The following is a 17,686-nucleotide window of genomic DNA, read 5'->3' as shown; positions in this document are numbered from 1 at the left end:
ACCTTCCCGACGGCATTCGGCAGGAGCCGGGGGGTGCCGGCAAGAAAAAAGCGCGGGCGCCGTAGTGGCGGCCCGCGCTTCGGGATGGCGGGGCGAACGCTCGCCCCATGGCCGATCAGTGCTTGATGGTTTTGATGGTTTTCTCAACCATCTTCACGACCGCCGGGGGAAGCGGCGCATAGAGCATCTCGGGGGCCATCTTCTGCCCCTTGTGCAGTTCCCAGTTCAGAAACTCCACCAGCTTCTTCCCTTTGACCGCATCCTTCTGGTGTTCGTACACCAGGAGCCAGGTGAAGCCGACGATGGGGTAGGCGTCGTCGCCCGGCTGATTGACCAGGGACACGCGGTAGTCGGCCGGCATGTGCTTGACCGCGCCGGCTGCGGCGGCGCTGGTGGTCTTGATGGAAGGCTCCACGAACTTGCCGCTCTTGTTCATCAGCGTGGCATAGGGGAGCTTGTTCTCGAAGGCGTAGGCCAACTCGACGTAACCGATGGAGTTCCTGGTGTTCTTGATCTGGCCGGCGACGCCTTCATTGCCCTTGCCGCCCAGGCCGATGGGCCAGTTCACGGAAGCGCCCTTGCCGACTTTCCCATTCCATTCCTGGTTAACGCTGGAGAGGTAGTCGGTGAAGATGCTGGTGGTGCCGCTGCCGTCGGAACGGTGCACCACGATGATCGACTCGTTGGGGAGTTTCACGCCCGGGTTGTCGTCGGCGATGCGCTTGTCGTTCCATTTGGTGATCTTGCCGAGGAAGATGTCGGCCACGTCGCTGGAGCGGAGCTTGAGCCCCTTGTGCACGCCGGGGATGTTGTAGGTGACGACCACGGCGCCCATGACGGTCGGGATGTGCAGGAGTTTGCCCGGGGCGGCCTTGAGTTCGGCGTCGGAGAGGAACTTGTCGCTGGCGCCGAAGTCCACGGTGCCGGCGGTGATCTGCTTGATGCCGCCGCCGCTGCCGATGGACTGGTAGTTGAATTTCACCGAGGTGTCGATCTTGGCGTACTCGCTGAACCACTTGGAGTAGAGCGGATAGGGGAAGGTGGCCCCGGCCCCGTTGATCAGCGTCTCCGCGGCGGCCTGGCCCGCGGTGCAGACCACCGCCAGCAGGGCGAGGGTCAGAACAGATTTACGAACGGTTGCAAACATCATAATCCTCCTTTGTTTATGTAATCGTTACAAAAACAATACAGGAGAAATATTACAGTGACGTTACGGACAGGCAAATTATCCGCAACAGAAACCGGGCCGGGTCAGGCAGCGGCAATGGGCAGGGTGAACGAGAAGATGGACCCCTTGCCGAATTCATTGTTGGTCACGGAGATCTCCCCGCCGTGCAGTTGGACGATGTGCTTGGCGATGGCCAGCTCCAGCCCGGTTCCCCCCTGGTCGCGGCTGCGGGCCTCGTCCACCCGGTAGAAACGCTCGAAGATGCGGGGGAGGTCCTTGAACGGGACGCCGATGCCGGTATCGGCAACGGCGATCTTCAGGAACCCCGGGTTGTCGCCCGGGCGGACCGACAGGGTCACCATCCCCTGGGGAGGGGTGTATTTGATGGCGTTGTCCAAAAGGTTCACGATCACCTGCTCCACGCGTCCCTGGTCGGCCAGCACCCGCGGCAGCCCCGCCGGGATGTCGATCTGCATCCTGATGTCCTTCTTGTGGGCGTTCTCCTCCAGCAGCATGTAGGTCTTGCGCATGGTGCCGGAGATGTCCAGCGGATGGCGGTCCAGGATCAGGCCCTTGGACTCCAGGGTCGAGAGGGTGAGGATGTCGTTGATCAGGGCGGTCAGCCGTTCGGAATGGCTGAGGATGATCTCCACGAAGCGCGCGGCCCGATCCCCATCGGACTGCAACGCCCCGTCCAGAAGGGTTTCGGCGTACCCCTTGATGACCGACACCGGGGTGCGCAGTTCGTGGGACACATTGGCGACGAAATCGCGGCGGATGTTCTCCACCTGCTTCATGTCGCTGATGTCGTGGAAGACCGCCACGACCCCGCTCTTTTTGCCGTCCACGGTGAGCGGCGCCCAGTGGGTCAACAGGGTGATCTCTCCCGGCTGGATGGTGATCTCCCTGATCAACTCCTCCCCTTCGGCGGCGTCCAGGGCATTGAAGGCCGCCAGGAGGTCGGGATGGCGCGAGATCTCGATGAGCTTTTTCCCCTCCACATCGCCCGCAAGGGAGAAGAGCCTGCGGAACGCCGGGTTCACCAGGGCGATCGTCCCGTCGGGCGAGGTGACCATGACCCCCTCCCCCATGCCGCGCAGGATCGTGTCCAACTGCTGCTTCTCCGAGGAGAGCCGCTGCATCTGCTGCTCGATCCGCTCGCTCATGTCGTTGAGCACCCGCGCCAATTCTCCCACCTCGTCATGGGTCGTCACCGGCATCCTGACCGGCGATTCGCCGCGCCCGATACGGGCCGCCGCCGCCGCCATGGTCCGCAGGGGGCGGGATGTCAGATTGGACAGGATATAGCTCAGGATCAGGGCCGCCAGGGTGGTCAGCAGCACGGCGATGCCCACCACGCGATGCAGGGCCTTGCTGGAGTTGGTGAGGTAGGACAACGGCATGGCAAGGCGCACAAAGCCGTCGGTCCTGCCGCTCCCGTAGGTCATGGCCACGTAGAGCATGTCGGTCTTGAGGGTCTCGGAGTAGCGCATGGCCACTCCGGTTCCCGTGGCGAGGGCCGCCTGCACCTCGGGGCGGTCCAGGTGGTTCTGCAACTCGCCGAGCTTGGCGCCGCTGACGTCCGAATCGCCGATGACCCGGCCATCGGGGGCGATCAGGGTCAGGCGCTCCCTGATGGTGGCACCCACCGTCTCGGCCAACTGTTGGGGAGGCAGCTTCAGGTGGTCGGACATCACCAGGAGGCGGGCCAGCTTGGCCTGGCCGAGCAGGCTCGTCCGGCTCTCCTCCACCAGGTTCGTCTCCAGCACATGGTCCATGTACAGGTAAAAGCTCCCTGCGATCGCCACGATCAAAAGCAGGTACGACAACATCAATTTCAGGCGGAATCCCATCTTCACTCCTCTATCTTGTAGCCGAAGCTGCGTACGGTCTTGATCAGGTCGCCCGGTTTGCCCAGCTTGCCGCGCAGGCGGGTGATATGGGTATCAACGGTCCGGGTGTCCCCCACATTGTTGTAGCTCCACACGTTCTGCAGGAGCAGTTCCCTGCTCAGCACCCGGCCGGGGCGTTCCGCCAGGTACAGCAGCAGCTTGTATTCGGTGCTGGTCAGCTCCACCTCGTTCCCGGCGCTCAGCACGCGGTGGCGTTCGGTCTCGATGGAAATGTCCCCGATGGAGATCCCCCCCTCGGCCGAGGAGGCCGGCTGGCTGTCGCATCGCCGCAGGATCGCCCGGATACGCAGCAGCAACTCCCGCATGGAAAACGGCTTTACCAGATAGTCGTCGGCCCCCACCTCGAAGCCGACCACCCGGTCGATCTCCTCCCCCTTGGCGGTGAGCATCAGTACCGGCACCTGGCTGGTGCGGCCGTCCTTGCGCAGTTCCTTGCACACGTCCGTCCCCATCATGCCCGGCAGCATCAGGTCGAGCACGATCAGGTCCGGGGGGTCGCGGCGCGCCGCCTCAAGCCCTTCCAGGCCGTCATAGGACCACTGCATCTTGAACCCTTCCTTCTCCAGGTTGAACACGAGCAGCTCGGTCAGATCCTTTTCATCCTCGATTATCAGGATATTTTTCATCGGGGCCTCCCTGAGGCGCAGCAGAAAGATTTTTCTTGTATTTTACTTTTTTTGCTTTCTTGTAACATAGTATTATTGCGATTGTGTTACGAAAGGCCAACATGTTTGTGTGGCTTGAGTTTTTTTATCCGCTTGCCCACCGGGAACATTACACTGGCCGAATCGCGACGCAGGGCGCGACATATTTTTACTCTTCCTAAACACACCACGGCCGTAGCAATTTTGACTTGCATTTTTCAAAGCATTTGTGTAAACAATAATAACTGTATCAAATTATGTTGTAAACTCCACAGTTAGACACATTTTGCGGCACGCATGTCCACCAGTCAACGACCGACTGGTGGAATTTTAGTTTAACTAAAAAGGGTATTCCTGTGAAAAAGAAGAAGATGCTTCTTTCGACCGAGACCATGGATGTTGACTTCGTCCGCAAGGTCGAAGCCCTTTCAGGGACCTCGGTGCGGCGCTGCTTCCAGTGCGGCAAGTGTTCGGCCGGCTGCCCCATGGCCACTTTCATGGAACACCCCCCCAACCGGGTCGTGCGACTGCTCCAGCTCGGCCAGTGGCAACGCATCTTGGCCGGCCGCTCCATCTGGTACTGCGCATCCTGCGAAACCTGCTCCACCCGCTGCCCCAACAAGGTGCACCTGGCTTCCATCATGGATGCCCTGCGCAAACTCTCCTGGGATGCCGAAGGGCCCTCCAAGGAGAGTTACGTGCAGTTGGCCAACCGGCTCTTCCTGCAGAACATCCGCACCTACGGCCGCCAGTACGAGATGCGCCTGGCCGCCGTGTTCAACGTCAAATCCGGCCAGTTTCTGAAGGATCTGATGCTGGGCCCCAAACTGATCACCAAGGGCAAACTCAAGATGTTCCATCAGAAAAACAAGAACATGACCGAGATCGAAAAGATCTTCGGCCGCATCGAGGAGATGCGTAGGAACGGGGAGGCCCTGTGACCTCCAGGAACACCCTCAGCTACGCCTACTACCCCGGCTGTTCCCTCCATGCTTCGGCCGGCGAATACGACCTTTCCACCCGGGAACTGTTCAGAAAGCTCGGCATCGGCCTGACCGAGGTGCCGGACTGGTTTTGCTGCGGCGCCACCCCGGCCCACAACGTGGACGAATTGCTCTCCCTCTCCCTGTGCGCCAAAAACATGGAACTGGCGGAAAAGGTGGGGGGAGACCTGGCGGTCGCCTGCGCCGCCTGTTTCTCACGGCTCAAGACCACCCAGCATGTCCTCTCGGAAAACGACGTCAAACGCAAGCAGGTGGAAAAGGCCATTGACGCCCCGGTGCCCATGAAGGGCAACGTCAAGCACCTGCTGGACATCCTGGCCCGCGACCTGGGGCTGGATCGCCTGAAACAGGCCGTCACCAAGCCGCTCGCAGGCCTCAAGGTGGCCTGCTACTACGGCTGCCTCCTGACCCGGCCCACCGACGTGCCGAACCTGGATTGCGTCGAGGCGCCGACCATCATGGAGGACGTCTTGAAAGCGGTGGGGGCCGAAACCGTAGCCTGGAGCCACCGCCTGGAGTGCTGCGGCGCCAACTTCACCCTGTCGCGCCCCGGCGTGGTCATCCAACTCTCCCACGCCATCCTGGATTCGGCCAAGGAGGCCGGCGCCGACTGCATCATGGTAGCCTGCCCCCTATGCCACGGCAACCTGGATATCCGCCAGGAGGAGATCGAGGGGGTCTACGACACCCGGTACGCCATGCCGGTCTTCTACATCACCCAACTGGTGGGCCTGGCCACCGGCCTGGGCGCGGACAAGCTCGGCCTGGATGCCCTGATCGTCAACCCCATGCCGCTTTTGAAGGAAAAACAGCTTTTATAAAATCTGCCACAGAGACACAGAGACACGGAGAACGTCAAGAGCAAAAACGAGAGGCTTTAGGGTTAATGCTTAATAGAGTTTTTCAGCCTTCGTTTTTCCCAACAAAAGGATTTTGATTTTCTCCTGCCTTTCTCTGTGTCTCCGTGTCTCTGTGGCAAAAGCCTTTATGGTAAAAGGAATCATCGATGTCCAGAATAGGCGTATTTATCTGCCATTGCGGTGAAAACATCTCCCGGACCGTGGATGTGGAGCGGGTCGCGGCCCAGGTCGGCACACTGCCCGGCGTGGCCTTTTCCACCGATTACAAATACATGTGCTCCGACCCCGGTCAAGGGCTCCTGAAAAAGGCCATCCAGGAACAGCGGCTCTCCCACGTGGTGGTGGCGGCCTGCTCGCCCCGCATGCACGAGAAAACCTTCCGCAAGGCGGTGGAATCCGCCGGGCTGAACCCCTTCCTGTGCGAGATGGCCAACATCCGCGAACACTGTTCCTGGGTCCACGAGGACCGGGACGAGGCCACGGCCAAGGCCATCGAGATCGTGGGCATGATGGTGGAGCGGGTCAAGAAGAACCGCGTGCTCCCCACCATCACCGTGCCGGTCACCAAACGATCCCTGGTCATCGGCGGCGGCATCGCCGGCATCCAGGCGGCACTGGACATCGCCGACGCCGGCCACGAGGTGGTGCTGGTGGAGCGGGAACCCTCCATCGGCGGCCACATGGCCCAGCTCTCCGAAACCTTCCCGACCCTGGACTGCTCCCAGTGCATCATGACCCCCAAGATGGTGGACGTGGCGAACCACCCCAAGATCACGCTCTACACCTATGCCGAGATCGAACAGGTGGAGGGGTACATCGGCAATTTCCAGGTCACGGTGCGCCGGAAGGCCCGGTCGGTGGACGAGGACAAGTGCACCGGCTGCGGGATCTGCATGACCAAATGCCCCCAGAAGAAGATCCCCAACACCTTCGACCGGAACCTGGGCATGCGCCCGGCCATCTACGTACCCTTCCCCCAGGCGGTGCCCAACACGCCGGTTATCGACCGGGAGAACTGCACCAAGTTCAAGACCGGCAAGTGCGGGGTCTGCCAGAAGGTGTGCGGCCCCGGCGCCGTGGATTACGAGCAGGAAGACCGGTTGATCGTGGAACCGGTGGGCGCTATCGTGGTCGCCACCGGCTTCGATCTCTACTCCATCGAGGAGAAGCCCAAGGGCTCCGCCATCAAGGGGTACGGAGAATTCGGCCACGGCAAGATTCCGGACGTGATCGACGGTATGACCTTCGAACGCCTGGCCTCCGCCTCCGGGCCCACCGGCGGCAAGATCCTCCGCCCTTCCGACGGCAGGGAACCGAAGCAGATCGTCTTCATCCAGTGCGTCGGCTCCCGGGCCCGGGAAAAGGGTATCTCCTACTGTTCCAAGATCTGCTGCATGTACACCGCCAAGCACACCATGCTCTACCACCACAAGGTACACGACGGCCAAGCCTACGTCTTCTTCATGGATGCCCGTACGCCGGGCAAGAGTTATGACGAATTCTGGCGCCGCTCCATCGAGGAGGAAGAAGCGGTCTACATCAGGGGCATGGTCTCCCGTCTCTACCAGAAGGGGGACAAGATCGTGGTCATGGGGAGCGATATCGCCGTGGGGGTGCAGGTGGAGATCGAGGCCGACATGGTGGTGCTGGCTACGGCCGTGCAGCCCCAGAAGGGGGCCGACACCCTTGCCCAGAAGCTGGGCATCTCCTACGACAAGTATCACTTCTATTCCGAGGCCCACGCCAAGCTGCGCCCGGTGGAGTGCGCCACGGCCGGCATCTACCTGGCCGGCGCCTGCCAGGGGCCCAAGGATATCCCCGACACCGTCAGCCAGGCCTCGGCCGCCGCGGCCAAGGTCATGACCCTCTTTGCCAAGGACAAGCTGGAGCGGGAGCCGATCGTGGCCCGAGTGCGGGAGGCCGGCTGCGTGGGGTGCTTCTACTGCCAGAAGGTCTGCCCCTACGGCGCAGTGGAGGAGAAGGAGATCCGCGACCGCCAGGGCAACCTGGTCAAGGTGGTGGCCTACGTCAATCCCGGCGTATGCGGCGGCTGCGGCACCTGCCAGGCCACCTGCCCATCCAAGAGCGTGGAGTTGGACGGGTATACCGATGAGCAGATCGTGGCTATGATAGAAGCGCTTTAAAAATTATTATTCACCACGGAGGACACGGAGGGACACAGAGGAAACCGGAGGAAGGCGAAAACAAATCGAATTGTTTTCGGTTCACCCCCAAATATTCAGGACTTTGATTTTGTCTTTCCTCCGTGATCCTCTGTGTCCTCCGTGGTTCGAGCTTTAAGAAGGAAGTTCTCAATGCACCATAAAGAAAAACACGCCTTCGAACCGAAGATCATTGCCTTTGTCTGCACCTGGTGCACCTATGCCGGGGCCGACCTGGCCGGCACCAGCCGCCTGCAGTATCCGGCCAACGTACGGGTGCTCAAGTTCCCCTGCACCGGACGCATCGACCCGGTCTTCATCCTCAAGGCCTTCCAGCAGGGGGCCGACGGCGTCCTGGTGTCCGGCTGCCACCCGGGGGACTGCCACTACATCGCCGGCAACTTCCACGCCCGCCGCAGGTTCGCCGCCTTCAGGAAGCTTCTGGAGTTCGTGGGGGTCGATCTGGGCCGCCTCCAATTTTCCTGGGTTTCGGCCGCCGAAGGGGGCAAATGGGTGGAGATGGTCACCGACCTGACCGAGCGGGTCAGGGGCATGGGGCCGATGCAGGAGTTCAAGGAACTGGCCCTGGAGGAACAGTGGTCCGGGGCTATCGATACACCGGAATTGCAAGAGGCGTACGATTCTATTTAAAATCAACATCTGCCACGGAGACACAGAGACACGGAGAAATTCAAAGACGAGAAACAAGAAGGGAAAACAAAAGGCTCTGAAGAATTATACCTCGCAACTGTTTTGGCGTTTGGCTTTACTCAAATAGTGGTTGGTTTTCTCTCTTTGTTTTTCCTCTGTGTCTCTGTGGCAGATTTCAAGATTTTAAGGGTTTTATATGACAAACACCATCGACACATCCATCTACGCCGCCATTACCGAGGCCATCCAGGGCGAGGCGCGACGTATCCTGTCGGAAGGCCACGTCTCCGCCGTTGTGGGGTATGCCGCCGCCCGGCGCAAAGGCTCTGCCCAGCCGGTGGTCATCACCGATGCTGTACGGGCGGAAGAGTTGATCTTCTCCGCCGCCTGCGTCAACAACCTGGCTGTCTACCTGACCAAGGCCAAGAAGGAAATTCCCAAGACCGGCAAGATCGGCATCGTGGTCAAGGGGTGCGACCTGAAGGCGTTGGTGGGACTGATGGGGGAATCGCAACTGAAGCGGGAGGAATTGTACCTGATCGGCGTCCCCTGCGCCGGGGTGCTGGCCTCCACGGCCCAGCCCGCCCAGGAGCTGACCGGCGACACCATCGCCCCCAAGTGCCGCGAATGTGATGCCCACCTGCCGCAGGAATGCGACTTCGTGCCGGATCGGCAGCCGGCCACCCCAGAGTTGGCGGGAAAGTACCGTGCCGAGATCGCCCGCCTGGAGGCCATGACCCCGGCCGAGCGCTGGGCCTACTGGAAAGAGCAGTTCAAGAAATGCATCAAATGCTACGCCTGCCGCCAGGTCTGCCCGTTCTGCTTCTGCGAGCAGTGCCTGTGCGACCGCAACAAGCCCCAGATGGTGGAGACCACCCCACGCCCGGCCGGCAACACGGCCTGGCACATCGTCCGGGCCATGCACCTGGCCGGTCGCTGCGCCGGCTGCGCCGAGTGCGAACGCGTCTGCCCCATGGACATCCCGCTCAATCTCTTGAACCGCAAGATGGCCAAGGAGCTGAAAGAGTTGTACGACTACGAGGCCGGGTTCCAGGTGCGGGAAAAAGGACCGCTGGCGATGTACGACGAGAAGGATGACCAGAGTTTTATAAAATAATTATTTGCCACGGAGCCACAGAGGCGCAGAGAAAAGCAAAAAACAAAGTTATTGTGGGTTACACACAACGAATCTTTCAGACTTTGGTTTTCCCTGAAAATGTTTTGGTTTTCTCTCTTTGTTTTCCTCTGTGTCTCTGTGTCTCTGTGGCAGATTTTAAAGGTGTTAACATGCAGAAATTCATCTCACAACAAAACCTGGGCCACCTGCTGGACAAGTTGATCGCCGACGGCAAGCGTGTCGTGGCGCCGCGCATGGAGGCCGGCACACCGCTCTACGGGCCGTTTGCGGATTCCGCCGGGATCGTGCTCGGCCAGTTGCCCCGCCGCTCGGCCAAGGAGACCTTTTTCCCGGTCTGCGAGGACATCATGTCCTACGGCAAGGAGGGGCAGCAGGTCACCCTGACCGATGTAAACCCCGCACGTTTCCCGGAAACGGTGCTGGTAGGGGTACGTCCCTGCGACGCCGCTGCGGTCCCGGTACTGGACGCCGTGTTCTCCTGGGATTACCAGGACGAGTTTTTCCTGGAACGCCGCCAAAAGACCACCATCGTCGGCCTGGCCTGCACGCAGGCCGACGACGCCTGTTTCTGCACGGCCGTGGGGCTCTCCCCGGCCGATCCCAAGGGGAGCGACCTGTTCCTGACCCCGGTGGAAGGGGGCGGTTACGCCTGCGAGACCTTCACGGAAAAAGGAGAGACCCTGGTCAACAGCCACAAGGAACTGTTCGGTGAACCGAGCGGCGCACCGGCGCTCCCCCTGGCCGAACCGCAGACGGAAAAGTTCGACCTGAAAAAGGTCAAGGCGTGGCTGGACGACCATTTCGAGGACCCGGCCTGGGACAGCATCGCCGTGCGCTGCGTCGGCTGCGGGGCCTGCGCCTTCCTCTGCCCGGCCTGCCACTGCTTCGACATCGTGGACGAGGGGACCGAGAAAGCGGGCAAACGCCGCAAGAGCTGGGACGCCTGCGGTTTCTGGAAATTCACCCACCACGCCTCGGGCCACAACCCGCGCGACCTCCAGCCCAAGCGTTACCGCAACCGCATCATGCACAAGTTCAAGTACTACGACGACAAGTTCGGCCAGACCCTGTGCACCGGCTGCGGCAGATGCATCCGCTTCTGCCCGGTGGGGATCGATATCGCTGCGATTGTTTCCGAGATAAGCAAGAAATAAAAGAACGCCATATTTGCCACAGAGGCCAAAACGAGGTCTTACATGGAACGATTCATCAATATACGGCACGTCATCGCCGCCCAGATGACCACCCCGGAGGACAACCCTCTGGTGTCGGACACCACCCGCATGATGGATGTGTGGTTCGGCGGCCCGGTGGTCAGGAAGCAGCTCTTCAAGAAGGTGTCCAAGGTCGAGCAGGAGGCGTTCGTGGCGGCGCTCCGGGAGCGGGGGTTCATCCAGTCCGGCAACCTGCTGGTGGACCCGGCGGCGATCCTGTTCGCCGAGATGGAGCATCAACTGGTGGGAGGCGTCATCACCATCGGCTTCGGCGACAACAACCGGCCGGTGGAGTTGAAGGTCAAGGCCCAGGCCTTTACCGAGATGGCTGCAAAATTATAAACTTCATAATCTGCCACGGAGACACAGAGACACGGAGAAAATCAAAACACAAAGGCTTATGGTTTCCCCCCAAAGAAGATTGTGTGCCTTTGGTTTAACCCAAAAGATTGTTTGCTGCCTGGTTTTTCTCTAGTTTTTCCTCTGTGTCTCTGTGTCTCTGTGTCTCTGTGGCAAAAAGGTTTTTAGAAATGTGTGATCACAACAAGAACATCTACCTCCCCCACCTGGCCACCGTTGCCGAGGTCATCGACGAGACGCCGGACGTGCGCACCCTGCGGCTGGTCTTCCAGGACGAGGCGCTGAGGGACGGTTTCACCTTTCGTGCCGGGCAGTTTGCCGAGTACTCCGCCTTCGGCGCCGGCGAATCCACCTTCTGCATCGCCTCTTCGCCGACCCGCACCGGCTCCATCGAGTGCTGTTTTCGCGCCGTGGGCCGCGTGACCGAGGCCCTGCGGCGCCTGGAGCCGGGGGACACCATGGGGGTGCGCGGTCCCTACGGCAACTCCTTCCCCATCGAGGAGTTCTTCGGCAAAAACCTGGTCTTCGTGGCGGGGGGCATCGCCCTGCCGCCGCTGCGCACCCTGATCTGGAACTGCCTGGACTGGCGCGACAAGTTTGGCGACATCACCATCGTCTACGGGGCCCGCACCGAGGCAGACCTGGTCTACAAGCGGGAACTGCAGGAATGGCAAGACCGGGCAGACGTGCGGTTGGTAAAGACCGTGGATCCGGGGGGCAACGGACCGGATTGGGACGGCAGGGTCGGTTTCGTGCCGACCATCCTGGAAGAAACAGCCCCCGGCGCGGAGAACACCATCGCTCTGGTATGCGGTCCGCCGATCATGATCAAATTCACCCTGCCGGTGCTGGAGCGGCTGGGTTTTACGGACGAGCAGGTCTACACGACCCTGGAGAACCGCATGAAATGCGGCCTGGGCAAATGCGGCCGCTGCAACGTGGGCAATGTTTATGTCTGCAAGGATGGCCCGGTGTTCACGGCGAAACAGGTCAAGGCCATGCCGGCGGAATTTTAAACCGGATGAGCCGGGGAGCCTCCCGGCTCATCTCGTGCCGTATCATCGTCAACCGCGGCAGCAATCCTGCATAGCGTGTTTTTGCGCCACGACACCGATCCTATCCTTGAGTTCCTTAATCTCGGCTTCAAGCTGGCGTGCTTCGATAATCGTGGAATCATACCCAAGCAGTTGGGACAACTCTATCTCCTTGACTCTCACGGCATCGGACAATGCAGCAGTCTCCTGCTTATACTGCTGTGCGGACGATTTATCGAGGCAGGCGCCCTCCTCATTGCAGCAGGATGCGGTTGTGGCTGCCGAAGCTGACACTACGCCGATTGAAAGCACCCCCAGCGCAATGGCAATTCCCATGACAAGATCCCTTTTCATTGTGTCGCTCTCCTTCTGGATGGAAATATGATCAGATTGATCTGATGTCATAGGGTATTTCAATGAACATGCCAAACCGGAACTATTCACGTAACCATCATTAATAACTACATTATTTTGCCACTACGCCTCTTTACCCCCGGTTGTATCGTTACCGAATATGCGACAACCTGTGGAGAAAATCCTACAGACAGGGGCTCGGCAAATCGGCAGAAGAAACCGGGCACAAAAAAACGGGAGCAGGCTTTAAAGCCCGCTCCCGTCCACGTATCCGGCTGCCGGAATCCCCGGATCTATCTGCCCAGCGCCTCTTCGATCTTCTTCTGATCGAAACCCTCGATGATCCTGCCGAACAGCATGAAGGTCGGCGTGGCCGAGACCTTGTTCTTCCTGGCGATTTCAGCCTGCTCCTCCAGCAGCTTGACCCCGGCGGGCGTAACGGCAAAGCTCTGCTGGCCGTCCAACCGCCCTGCCATGACCTCATGGTAGGCCTTGGCCTTGTCATGCTGGGAGAGGATGTACTGGGCCTTCTCCTTTGCCTTGGGATGGCGGGGAAGCGGCCAGAAGAAGATATACTGGGTTACGTCGCTGCGCCCCGCAAAATACCTGGCCGCCTTGCGGCAGAAGGGGCAGTCGGGATCGGTGAACTCAATGACCTTCTTGGGGCCGGAGCCGATGATGATCGCCTTGTCGAAATCGATGCCGGAGGCGGACGCCGCCCCGACGCACAACACCAGTGCCGCAACCACGAGGGATATGCCGCTGAAACAGGCGAAGAAACGTTTTTTTTTGTTCATTGTCCGCTACACTCCGTGTCGTCTGAATAACAGGGCAACAGGATGACGAAGATGCTCCCGAGCCCGGCCTCGCTTTCAACCCAGATGATCCCTCCGCAACTTTCCACCGCCATCTTGCAGAACGCCAGCCCCAGTCCGGCCCCGCCCCGCTCCCGCCCGACGCCGCCGCGCGACTGGACATAGCGTTCGAAGATGCGCCCCTGGTCGTCTGTCGGGATACCGCTGCCGGTGTCACGAATGCTCACCTGCACGAAGCAATCCTGCTCCGCAAAGCCAGCGGGCACCGCCACGTAGCTGGGCAGGCGCGCCCAGGGGACCTCGGCGCTTTTCAGGCAGCGGCAGGACACCACGATCTCGCCCCCCTCGGGGGTGAATTTGACGGCGTTTGCCAGCAGGTTGGCGATCACCCGGCTGAAGGCGTTTTTGTCAACGGCAATCCTGGGCGTTTCGTGGGAAAGACGCTCCCTCAGCCTGATGCCGTCGTGTTCCGCTATCCGCGTGAAGCGGCGCGTGACCCCCCGCAAGACCTCCAGGGCGCTGTAGGCGGCTATCTTGATCTGCATGCGGCCCGCCTCGAAGCGGTGGATGTCCAGCAGGTTGTCTATCATGGCAATGACTTCATTGCAACTGTCGATGGCCGCATGGAGATACTCCGCCTGCTCCTGGTTCACCGCCCCCAACCGCCCCTCGCGGATGATGTCGATGGACCCGATCACGGCGGTCAGGGGGTTTTTCATATCGTGGGAGAGCATGGAGACGAAATCATCCTTTTCCTGCTCGAGACGCTGTTTTTGCAGCAGCACCCGACGGTTGGTTATGGCGCGCATGACCCGCTGGAGCATATCGTCCATGGCAAACGGCTTGGAGAGATAATCCACCCCCCCGGCCTTCATGCACTCAACCGCCAGATTTTCGTTGCCGTGGGCGGTCATCATGATGACCGCCGTGTCCTTGCCCGATTCGCGAATATGACTGAGCACCTCAATTCCGTTGACCTTGGGCAGTCTGATATCCAGGAGCGCCAGGGAATAGTCATCCCCATCCAGCATGCCGATGGCCGCCTCGCCGTTCCCCGCCCAGTCGGCCGTGAAACCGGCTTCCTGGAGTTGCAGTACGATAAGTTTCGCAATATCGGCCTGATCGTCCACCACCAGAATCTTTTCGGAAGGTTGCTGTGCGGTCATCAGAGAACTCCATTCTGCCCGCTGCCGGCCAGGAACGCCTCGGCCAGGACAATGTCTTCGGGCGTCGTAATCTTGATGTTGCGGTAGTCGCCGCGCACGATGCGGACCGCGCCGCTACTCCGCTCAACCAGGGAAGCGTCGTCGGTTCCCATGAATCCTTCCTGTTCCGCGGCACAATGCGCTGCGTAGATAATGCCATAACGAAATGCCTGGGGCGTCTGGGCCTGCCAGAGGGTCTCCCGGTCCGGGGTACCGGTAACGAGTCCGTCCCGGACCGTCTTGATGGTGTCCTTGGCCGGAACCGCCACCAGGGCGCCGTCACAGACGCGGGCCACATCGATGGCCTCCTGCAGCAGTTCCGGAGTGATGAGCGGCCTGACCCCGTCGTGTATCAACACCACGTCATCCTCCCCCACCCGCCCCTGGAGTGCCCGCAAACCGTTCATCACCGAGTTCTGCCGTTCCTTGCCACCCGGCACGATCGCCACGATCTTGCGGAACCCATAGGCCGCGACCACGTGCTCGCGGCAGTAGGGAATCTCGTCGGCCGGGGTTACCAGCAGGATACCGTCGATACAGGGGGCGCTTTCAAATACGGAGATGGTCCGGGCGACGATCGGCATGCCCGCCAGTTGCAGGTACTGTTTGTTGATGGAAGCGCCCATGCGCTTGCCCATGCCGGCGGCCGGGATCACGGCAAAGGTTCTGGAAACGGTCATCGGTCCTGCTCCGTCAATGAGGCCGCCGCCTCGCCGAGGGAGAGCGCCAGGCCGGGCAGGTCGTGGTCGAGGATGGTACGCACATCCAACAGAAAACGGTCCCGCTGGATACGGCCCACCACCGGGGTCGATGTCCGGCGCAGGCTCTGTTCGATCTGCTGCACGGAGGCGCCGGCAATGCGCACCTCGATAAGGCTGGTGGGCAGGCGGAGCAGGGGGAGCGATCCCCCGCCGGCGCTGGATTCACCCGGCTGCTTCACCAGGGTGACCGTTTTGGGGAGCCGGCGGCGCAACATGGCGAGGATACGGTCGGCTCGCCGCGACAGAGCGGCCGGGGTGGCCGTCAGCATGGAGAGGGTCGGAACCTCCTGGATGGCGTGTCGTTCGTCACGGTAGAGCCGCAGCGTGGCCTCCAGCGCCGCCAGGGTGAGCTTGTCCATGCGCAAGGCGCGCAGGAGGGGATGGCGTTTCATGGGGGCCACCAGGTCCCGGCGGCCGGCGATGATCCCGGCCTGGGGACCGCCCAGGAGTTTGTCGCCGCTGAAGGTCACCACATCGGCACCCGCGGCCAGATAACGGCGCACGGTCGGCTCTCCGGCAATACCGTAGGGGGCCAGGTCGATCAGGCAACCGCTGCCGGCATCCACCATGACCGGGACCCCGGTCTCGCGCCCCAGGGCGGACATCTCTTCCACCGCTACCTCGGCGGTGAAGCCTACCACCGCGAAATTGCTGGTATGCACCTTGAGCAAGAGCGCCGTGGCGTCGCCGATCGCACCACGGTAGTCCCGGGGGTGGGTGCGGTTGGTCGCGCCGACCTCCACCAGATGGGCCCCGCTCTGAAGCATTACCTCGGGGATGCGGAACGAACCGCCGATCTCCACCAGTTCACCGCGGGAAACGATCACGTCGCGCCCCTGGGCCAGGGACGACAGGGCCAGAATGACTGCTGCGGCATTGTTGTTGACCACCAGTGCCGCCTCGGCCCCGGTCAGTTCGCAGATGAGCCCCTCCACGTGGGCGTAGCGCGTGCCCCGCTCGCCGGTGGAGAGGTCGAACTCCAGGTTCGAATAGCCGCGGGAGGCCCGGTGGATGGCTTCTTCAGCCGAAGCGGCCAAAGGCGAGCGCCCCAGGTTGGTATGAATCACCACGCCGGACGCATTGACGACCTCGCGGAGGCTGGGCGCGGAACGGCGGTCGAGTTCGCCCTTCACCAGGGAGACGACCCGCTCTTCGGAAAAATCGACGGGATCGCCGTTGCCGACGGCAGAACGCAGCCGGTCCAGCACCGAGCGTATGGCCACCAGCAACTCGGGGCGCTGATGCGACGCCGCAAGCGGCGCCATCAGGCTCCATGCCAGGACACGGTCAACCTTCGGTATCTGCTTCAATGTCTCTTTGTGCACAGTGGCGGCCTTGATCATTCGTGTACCACGGGATTGTGGATAAAGCAGGAAAAAAACGGGACATCATACAGCGAAGCAGGATTGATTAAACCATACAAATAGGGAAAGTGCAAAAGGAATCGCGGGATAACGGCATGGGGATGCTACGAAGGCGGCACGACCGCGGGGGATTTCAGCTTCCGCCCCAGGCGCTGGTCGCCCGGAGCGCCTTTTTCAGAGATCCATCGGCATGGCGTCGGATGGGGGAAAAATCGTCATACCGCAGTCCATGAGCGCCTGGCCGCCGTACACGGCATTCTTGCGCACCAGCATCTCGGCGGCCTCGACATTTTTGCTGCGGAAGGCCTCGATGATCTTTTCGTGTTCCTGCACAGAGTTGTCCATGCGGCCGGGCAGGGAGAGCGACATCAGGCGCAGGCGCTGAAAGCGGGTCACCAGGCTGTTGATCAGTTCGCGAAGCTTTTCGTTGTCCGCAGCCTTGATGAAGACGTCGTGAAAATCGTTGTGGACCTTGAAAAAGGTCTTGATGTCGTTATGCGCGGCCAACTCGGCCAGGCGGTCATTGATCGATTGCAGCCGGTCCAGTTCCCTGGGGGTCAGCTTCTCGCAGGCCCGCCGGGCGGCATACCCTTCCAGAATGCTCTTTATGGCGTAGAAATCCTCCACATCCTTCTCGCTGAAATCGCTGACCACCGCCCCTCTGCGGGGGATCACCGTCAGGTAGCCCTCCGACTCCAGCTGGCGGAAGGCCTCGCGGATAGGGGTCCGGCTGATGCCGTAGCGTTCGGCCAGGTCCGGTTCAGAAACCCGGCTACCGGCCTTGAGGGCTCCGGAGATGATGGCGTCTCGGATATTTTCCAGTATCTTTTCCCGCAGGGTGAGATGCTTCTCCATCGTTTTTTTCATGGGTGGCCGGGCTCCAAAAGTTTTCACGTATTGTATACAGTATGCATTATTTGTCAACCGCAACCTTACGGTATTGCAGTTTATTGTATATTTAGTGCCACTAAGGAACGGTTTTGGCGTGCCCGGGGCGCGGGACACTCCTTGGGAAATGGATGAAAAAGAATAATCATCC

General features: G+C 60.8%; 17 protein-coding genes. 8 read left to right on the top strand and 9 right to left on the bottom strand.

Annotated features, from left to right (window positions below; translation table 11 throughout):
• Positions 1–115: 115 nt before the first annotated feature.
• The 3 genes from pstS to FO488_RS02650 form a co-directional block, all read right to left on the bottom strand.
• Entirely contained in the window at positions 116–1,147 is a 1,032-nt protein-coding gene (pstS, locus tag FO488_RS02660) for a phosphate ABC transporter substrate-binding protein PstS (RefSeq protein WP_149212052.1), read from the bottom strand.
• Between the two features lie 104 nt (positions 1,148–1,251).
• Positions 1,252–3,021: an ATP-binding protein gene (locus FO488_RS02655; protein WP_149209112.1), complete on the bottom strand. Its 1,770-nt coding sequence runs from the start codon at positions 3,019–3,021 to the stop codon at positions 1,252–1,254.
• Positions 3,022–3,023: 2 nt separating this feature from the next.
• Entirely contained in the window at positions 3,024–3,707 is a 684-nt protein-coding gene (locus FO488_RS02650; protein ID WP_149209111.1) for a response regulator transcription factor, read from the bottom strand.
• A 374-nt stretch (positions 3,708–4,081) separates the two neighbouring features.
• Between FO488_RS02650 and FO488_RS02645 the strand changes: the two genes are divergently transcribed.
• The 8 genes from FO488_RS02645 to FO488_RS02610 all read left to right on the top strand — a co-directional run bounded on the left by FO488_RS02645 (position 4,082) and on the right by FO488_RS02610 (position 12,130).
• Positions 4,082–4,666, top strand: a complete 585-nt coding sequence (locus tag FO488_RS02645; RefSeq protein WP_149209110.1) for a 4Fe-4S dicluster domain-containing protein — start codon at positions 4,082–4,084, stop codon at positions 4,664–4,666.
• Complete coding sequence (locus FO488_RS02640; RefSeq protein WP_149209109.1) at positions 4,663–5,550, top strand: CoB--CoM heterodisulfide reductase iron-sulfur subunit B family protein; 888 nt, start codon at positions 4,663–4,665, stop codon at positions 5,548–5,550. The genes FO488_RS02645 and FO488_RS02640 overlap by 4 nt, the downstream gene beginning before the upstream one ends.
• A gap of 185 nt (positions 5,551–5,735) precedes the next feature.
• Positions 5,736–7,733, top strand: coding sequence for a CoB--CoM heterodisulfide reductase iron-sulfur subunit A family protein (locus tag FO488_RS02635; RefSeq protein ID WP_149209108.1), 1,998 nt, complete (start codon positions 5,736–5,738; stop codon positions 7,731–7,733).
• Between the two features lie 171 nt (positions 7,734–7,904).
• Positions 7,905–8,402, top strand: a complete 498-nt coding sequence (locus tag FO488_RS02630; RefSeq protein WP_149209107.1) for a hydrogenase iron-sulfur subunit — start codon at positions 7,905–7,907, stop codon at positions 8,400–8,402.
• A gap of 196 nt (positions 8,403–8,598) precedes the next feature.
• Entirely contained in the window at positions 8,599–9,519 is a 921-nt protein-coding gene (locus FO488_RS02625) for a 4Fe-4S dicluster domain-containing protein (RefSeq protein WP_149209106.1), read from the top strand.
• Between the two features lie 170 nt (positions 9,520–9,689).
• Entirely contained in the window at positions 9,690–10,694 is a 1,005-nt protein-coding gene (locus tag FO488_RS02620) for a 4Fe-4S dicluster domain-containing protein (RefSeq protein ID WP_149209105.1), read from the top strand.
• Between the two features lie 42 nt (positions 10,695–10,736).
• Positions 10,737–11,096, top strand: coding sequence for a hypothetical protein (locus FO488_RS02615; RefSeq protein WP_149209104.1), 360 nt, complete (start codon positions 10,737–10,739; stop codon positions 11,094–11,096).
• Positions 11,097–11,284: 188 nt separating this feature from the next.
• Positions 11,285–12,130 (top strand): FAD/NAD(P)-binding protein, encoded by an 846-nt coding sequence (locus FO488_RS02610; protein ID WP_149209103.1) that lies wholly within the window; start codon positions 11,285–11,287, stop codon positions 12,128–12,130.
• A 48-nt stretch (positions 12,131–12,178) separates the two neighbouring features.
• On the opposite strand, the gene FO488_RS02605 is transcribed toward FO488_RS02610, so the two are convergent.
• The 6 genes from FO488_RS02605 to FO488_RS02580 form a co-directional block, all read right to left on the bottom strand.
• Positions 12,179–12,502, bottom strand: a complete 324-nt coding sequence (locus FO488_RS02605) for a hypothetical protein (protein WP_149209102.1) — start codon at positions 12,500–12,502, stop codon at positions 12,179–12,181.
• A gap of 293 nt (positions 12,503–12,795) precedes the next feature.
• Positions 12,796–13,299 carry a thioredoxin fold domain-containing protein gene (locus FO488_RS02600; RefSeq protein WP_149209101.1) on the bottom strand — a complete coding sequence of 168 codons (504 nt, stop codon included), beginning with the start codon at positions 13,297–13,299 and terminating at the stop codon, positions 12,796–12,798.
• Positions 13,296–14,483, bottom strand: a complete 1,188-nt coding sequence (locus tag FO488_RS02595; RefSeq protein WP_149209100.1) for a response regulator — start codon at positions 14,481–14,483, stop codon at positions 13,296–13,298. Before FO488_RS02595 ends, FO488_RS02600 begins: the two co-directional genes overlap by 4 nt.
• A complete protein-coding gene (ispD, locus tag FO488_RS02590; RefSeq protein ID WP_149209099.1) occupies positions 14,483–15,202 on the bottom strand; it encodes a 2-C-methyl-D-erythritol 4-phosphate cytidylyltransferase in 720 nt (239 codons plus the stop codon). The genes FO488_RS02595 and ispD overlap by 1 nt, the downstream gene beginning before the upstream one ends.
• On the bottom strand, positions 15,199–16,626 hold the full coding sequence (selA, locus tag FO488_RS02585; RefSeq protein WP_149209098.1) for an L-seryl-tRNA(Sec) selenium transferase: 1,428 nt from the start codon (positions 16,624–16,626) through the stop codon (positions 15,199–15,201). The genes ispD and selA overlap by 4 nt, the downstream gene beginning before the upstream one ends.
• 195 nt (positions 16,627–16,821) lie before the next feature.
• Positions 16,822–17,514 carry a GntR family transcriptional regulator gene (locus tag FO488_RS02580; protein WP_149209097.1) on the bottom strand — a complete coding sequence of 231 codons (693 nt, stop codon included), beginning with the start codon at positions 17,512–17,514 and terminating at the stop codon, positions 16,822–16,824.
• Positions 17,515–17,686 lie beyond the last annotated feature (172 nt).

It is taken from the genome of Geobacter sp. FeAm09 (assembly GCF_008330225.1).
GTDB lineage: Bacteria > Desulfobacterota > Desulfuromonadia > Geobacterales > Pseudopelobacteraceae > Oryzomonas.
Note: the sequence above shows the minus strand (reverse complement) of the source record. Positions and strands in the feature narration are given on the sequence as shown.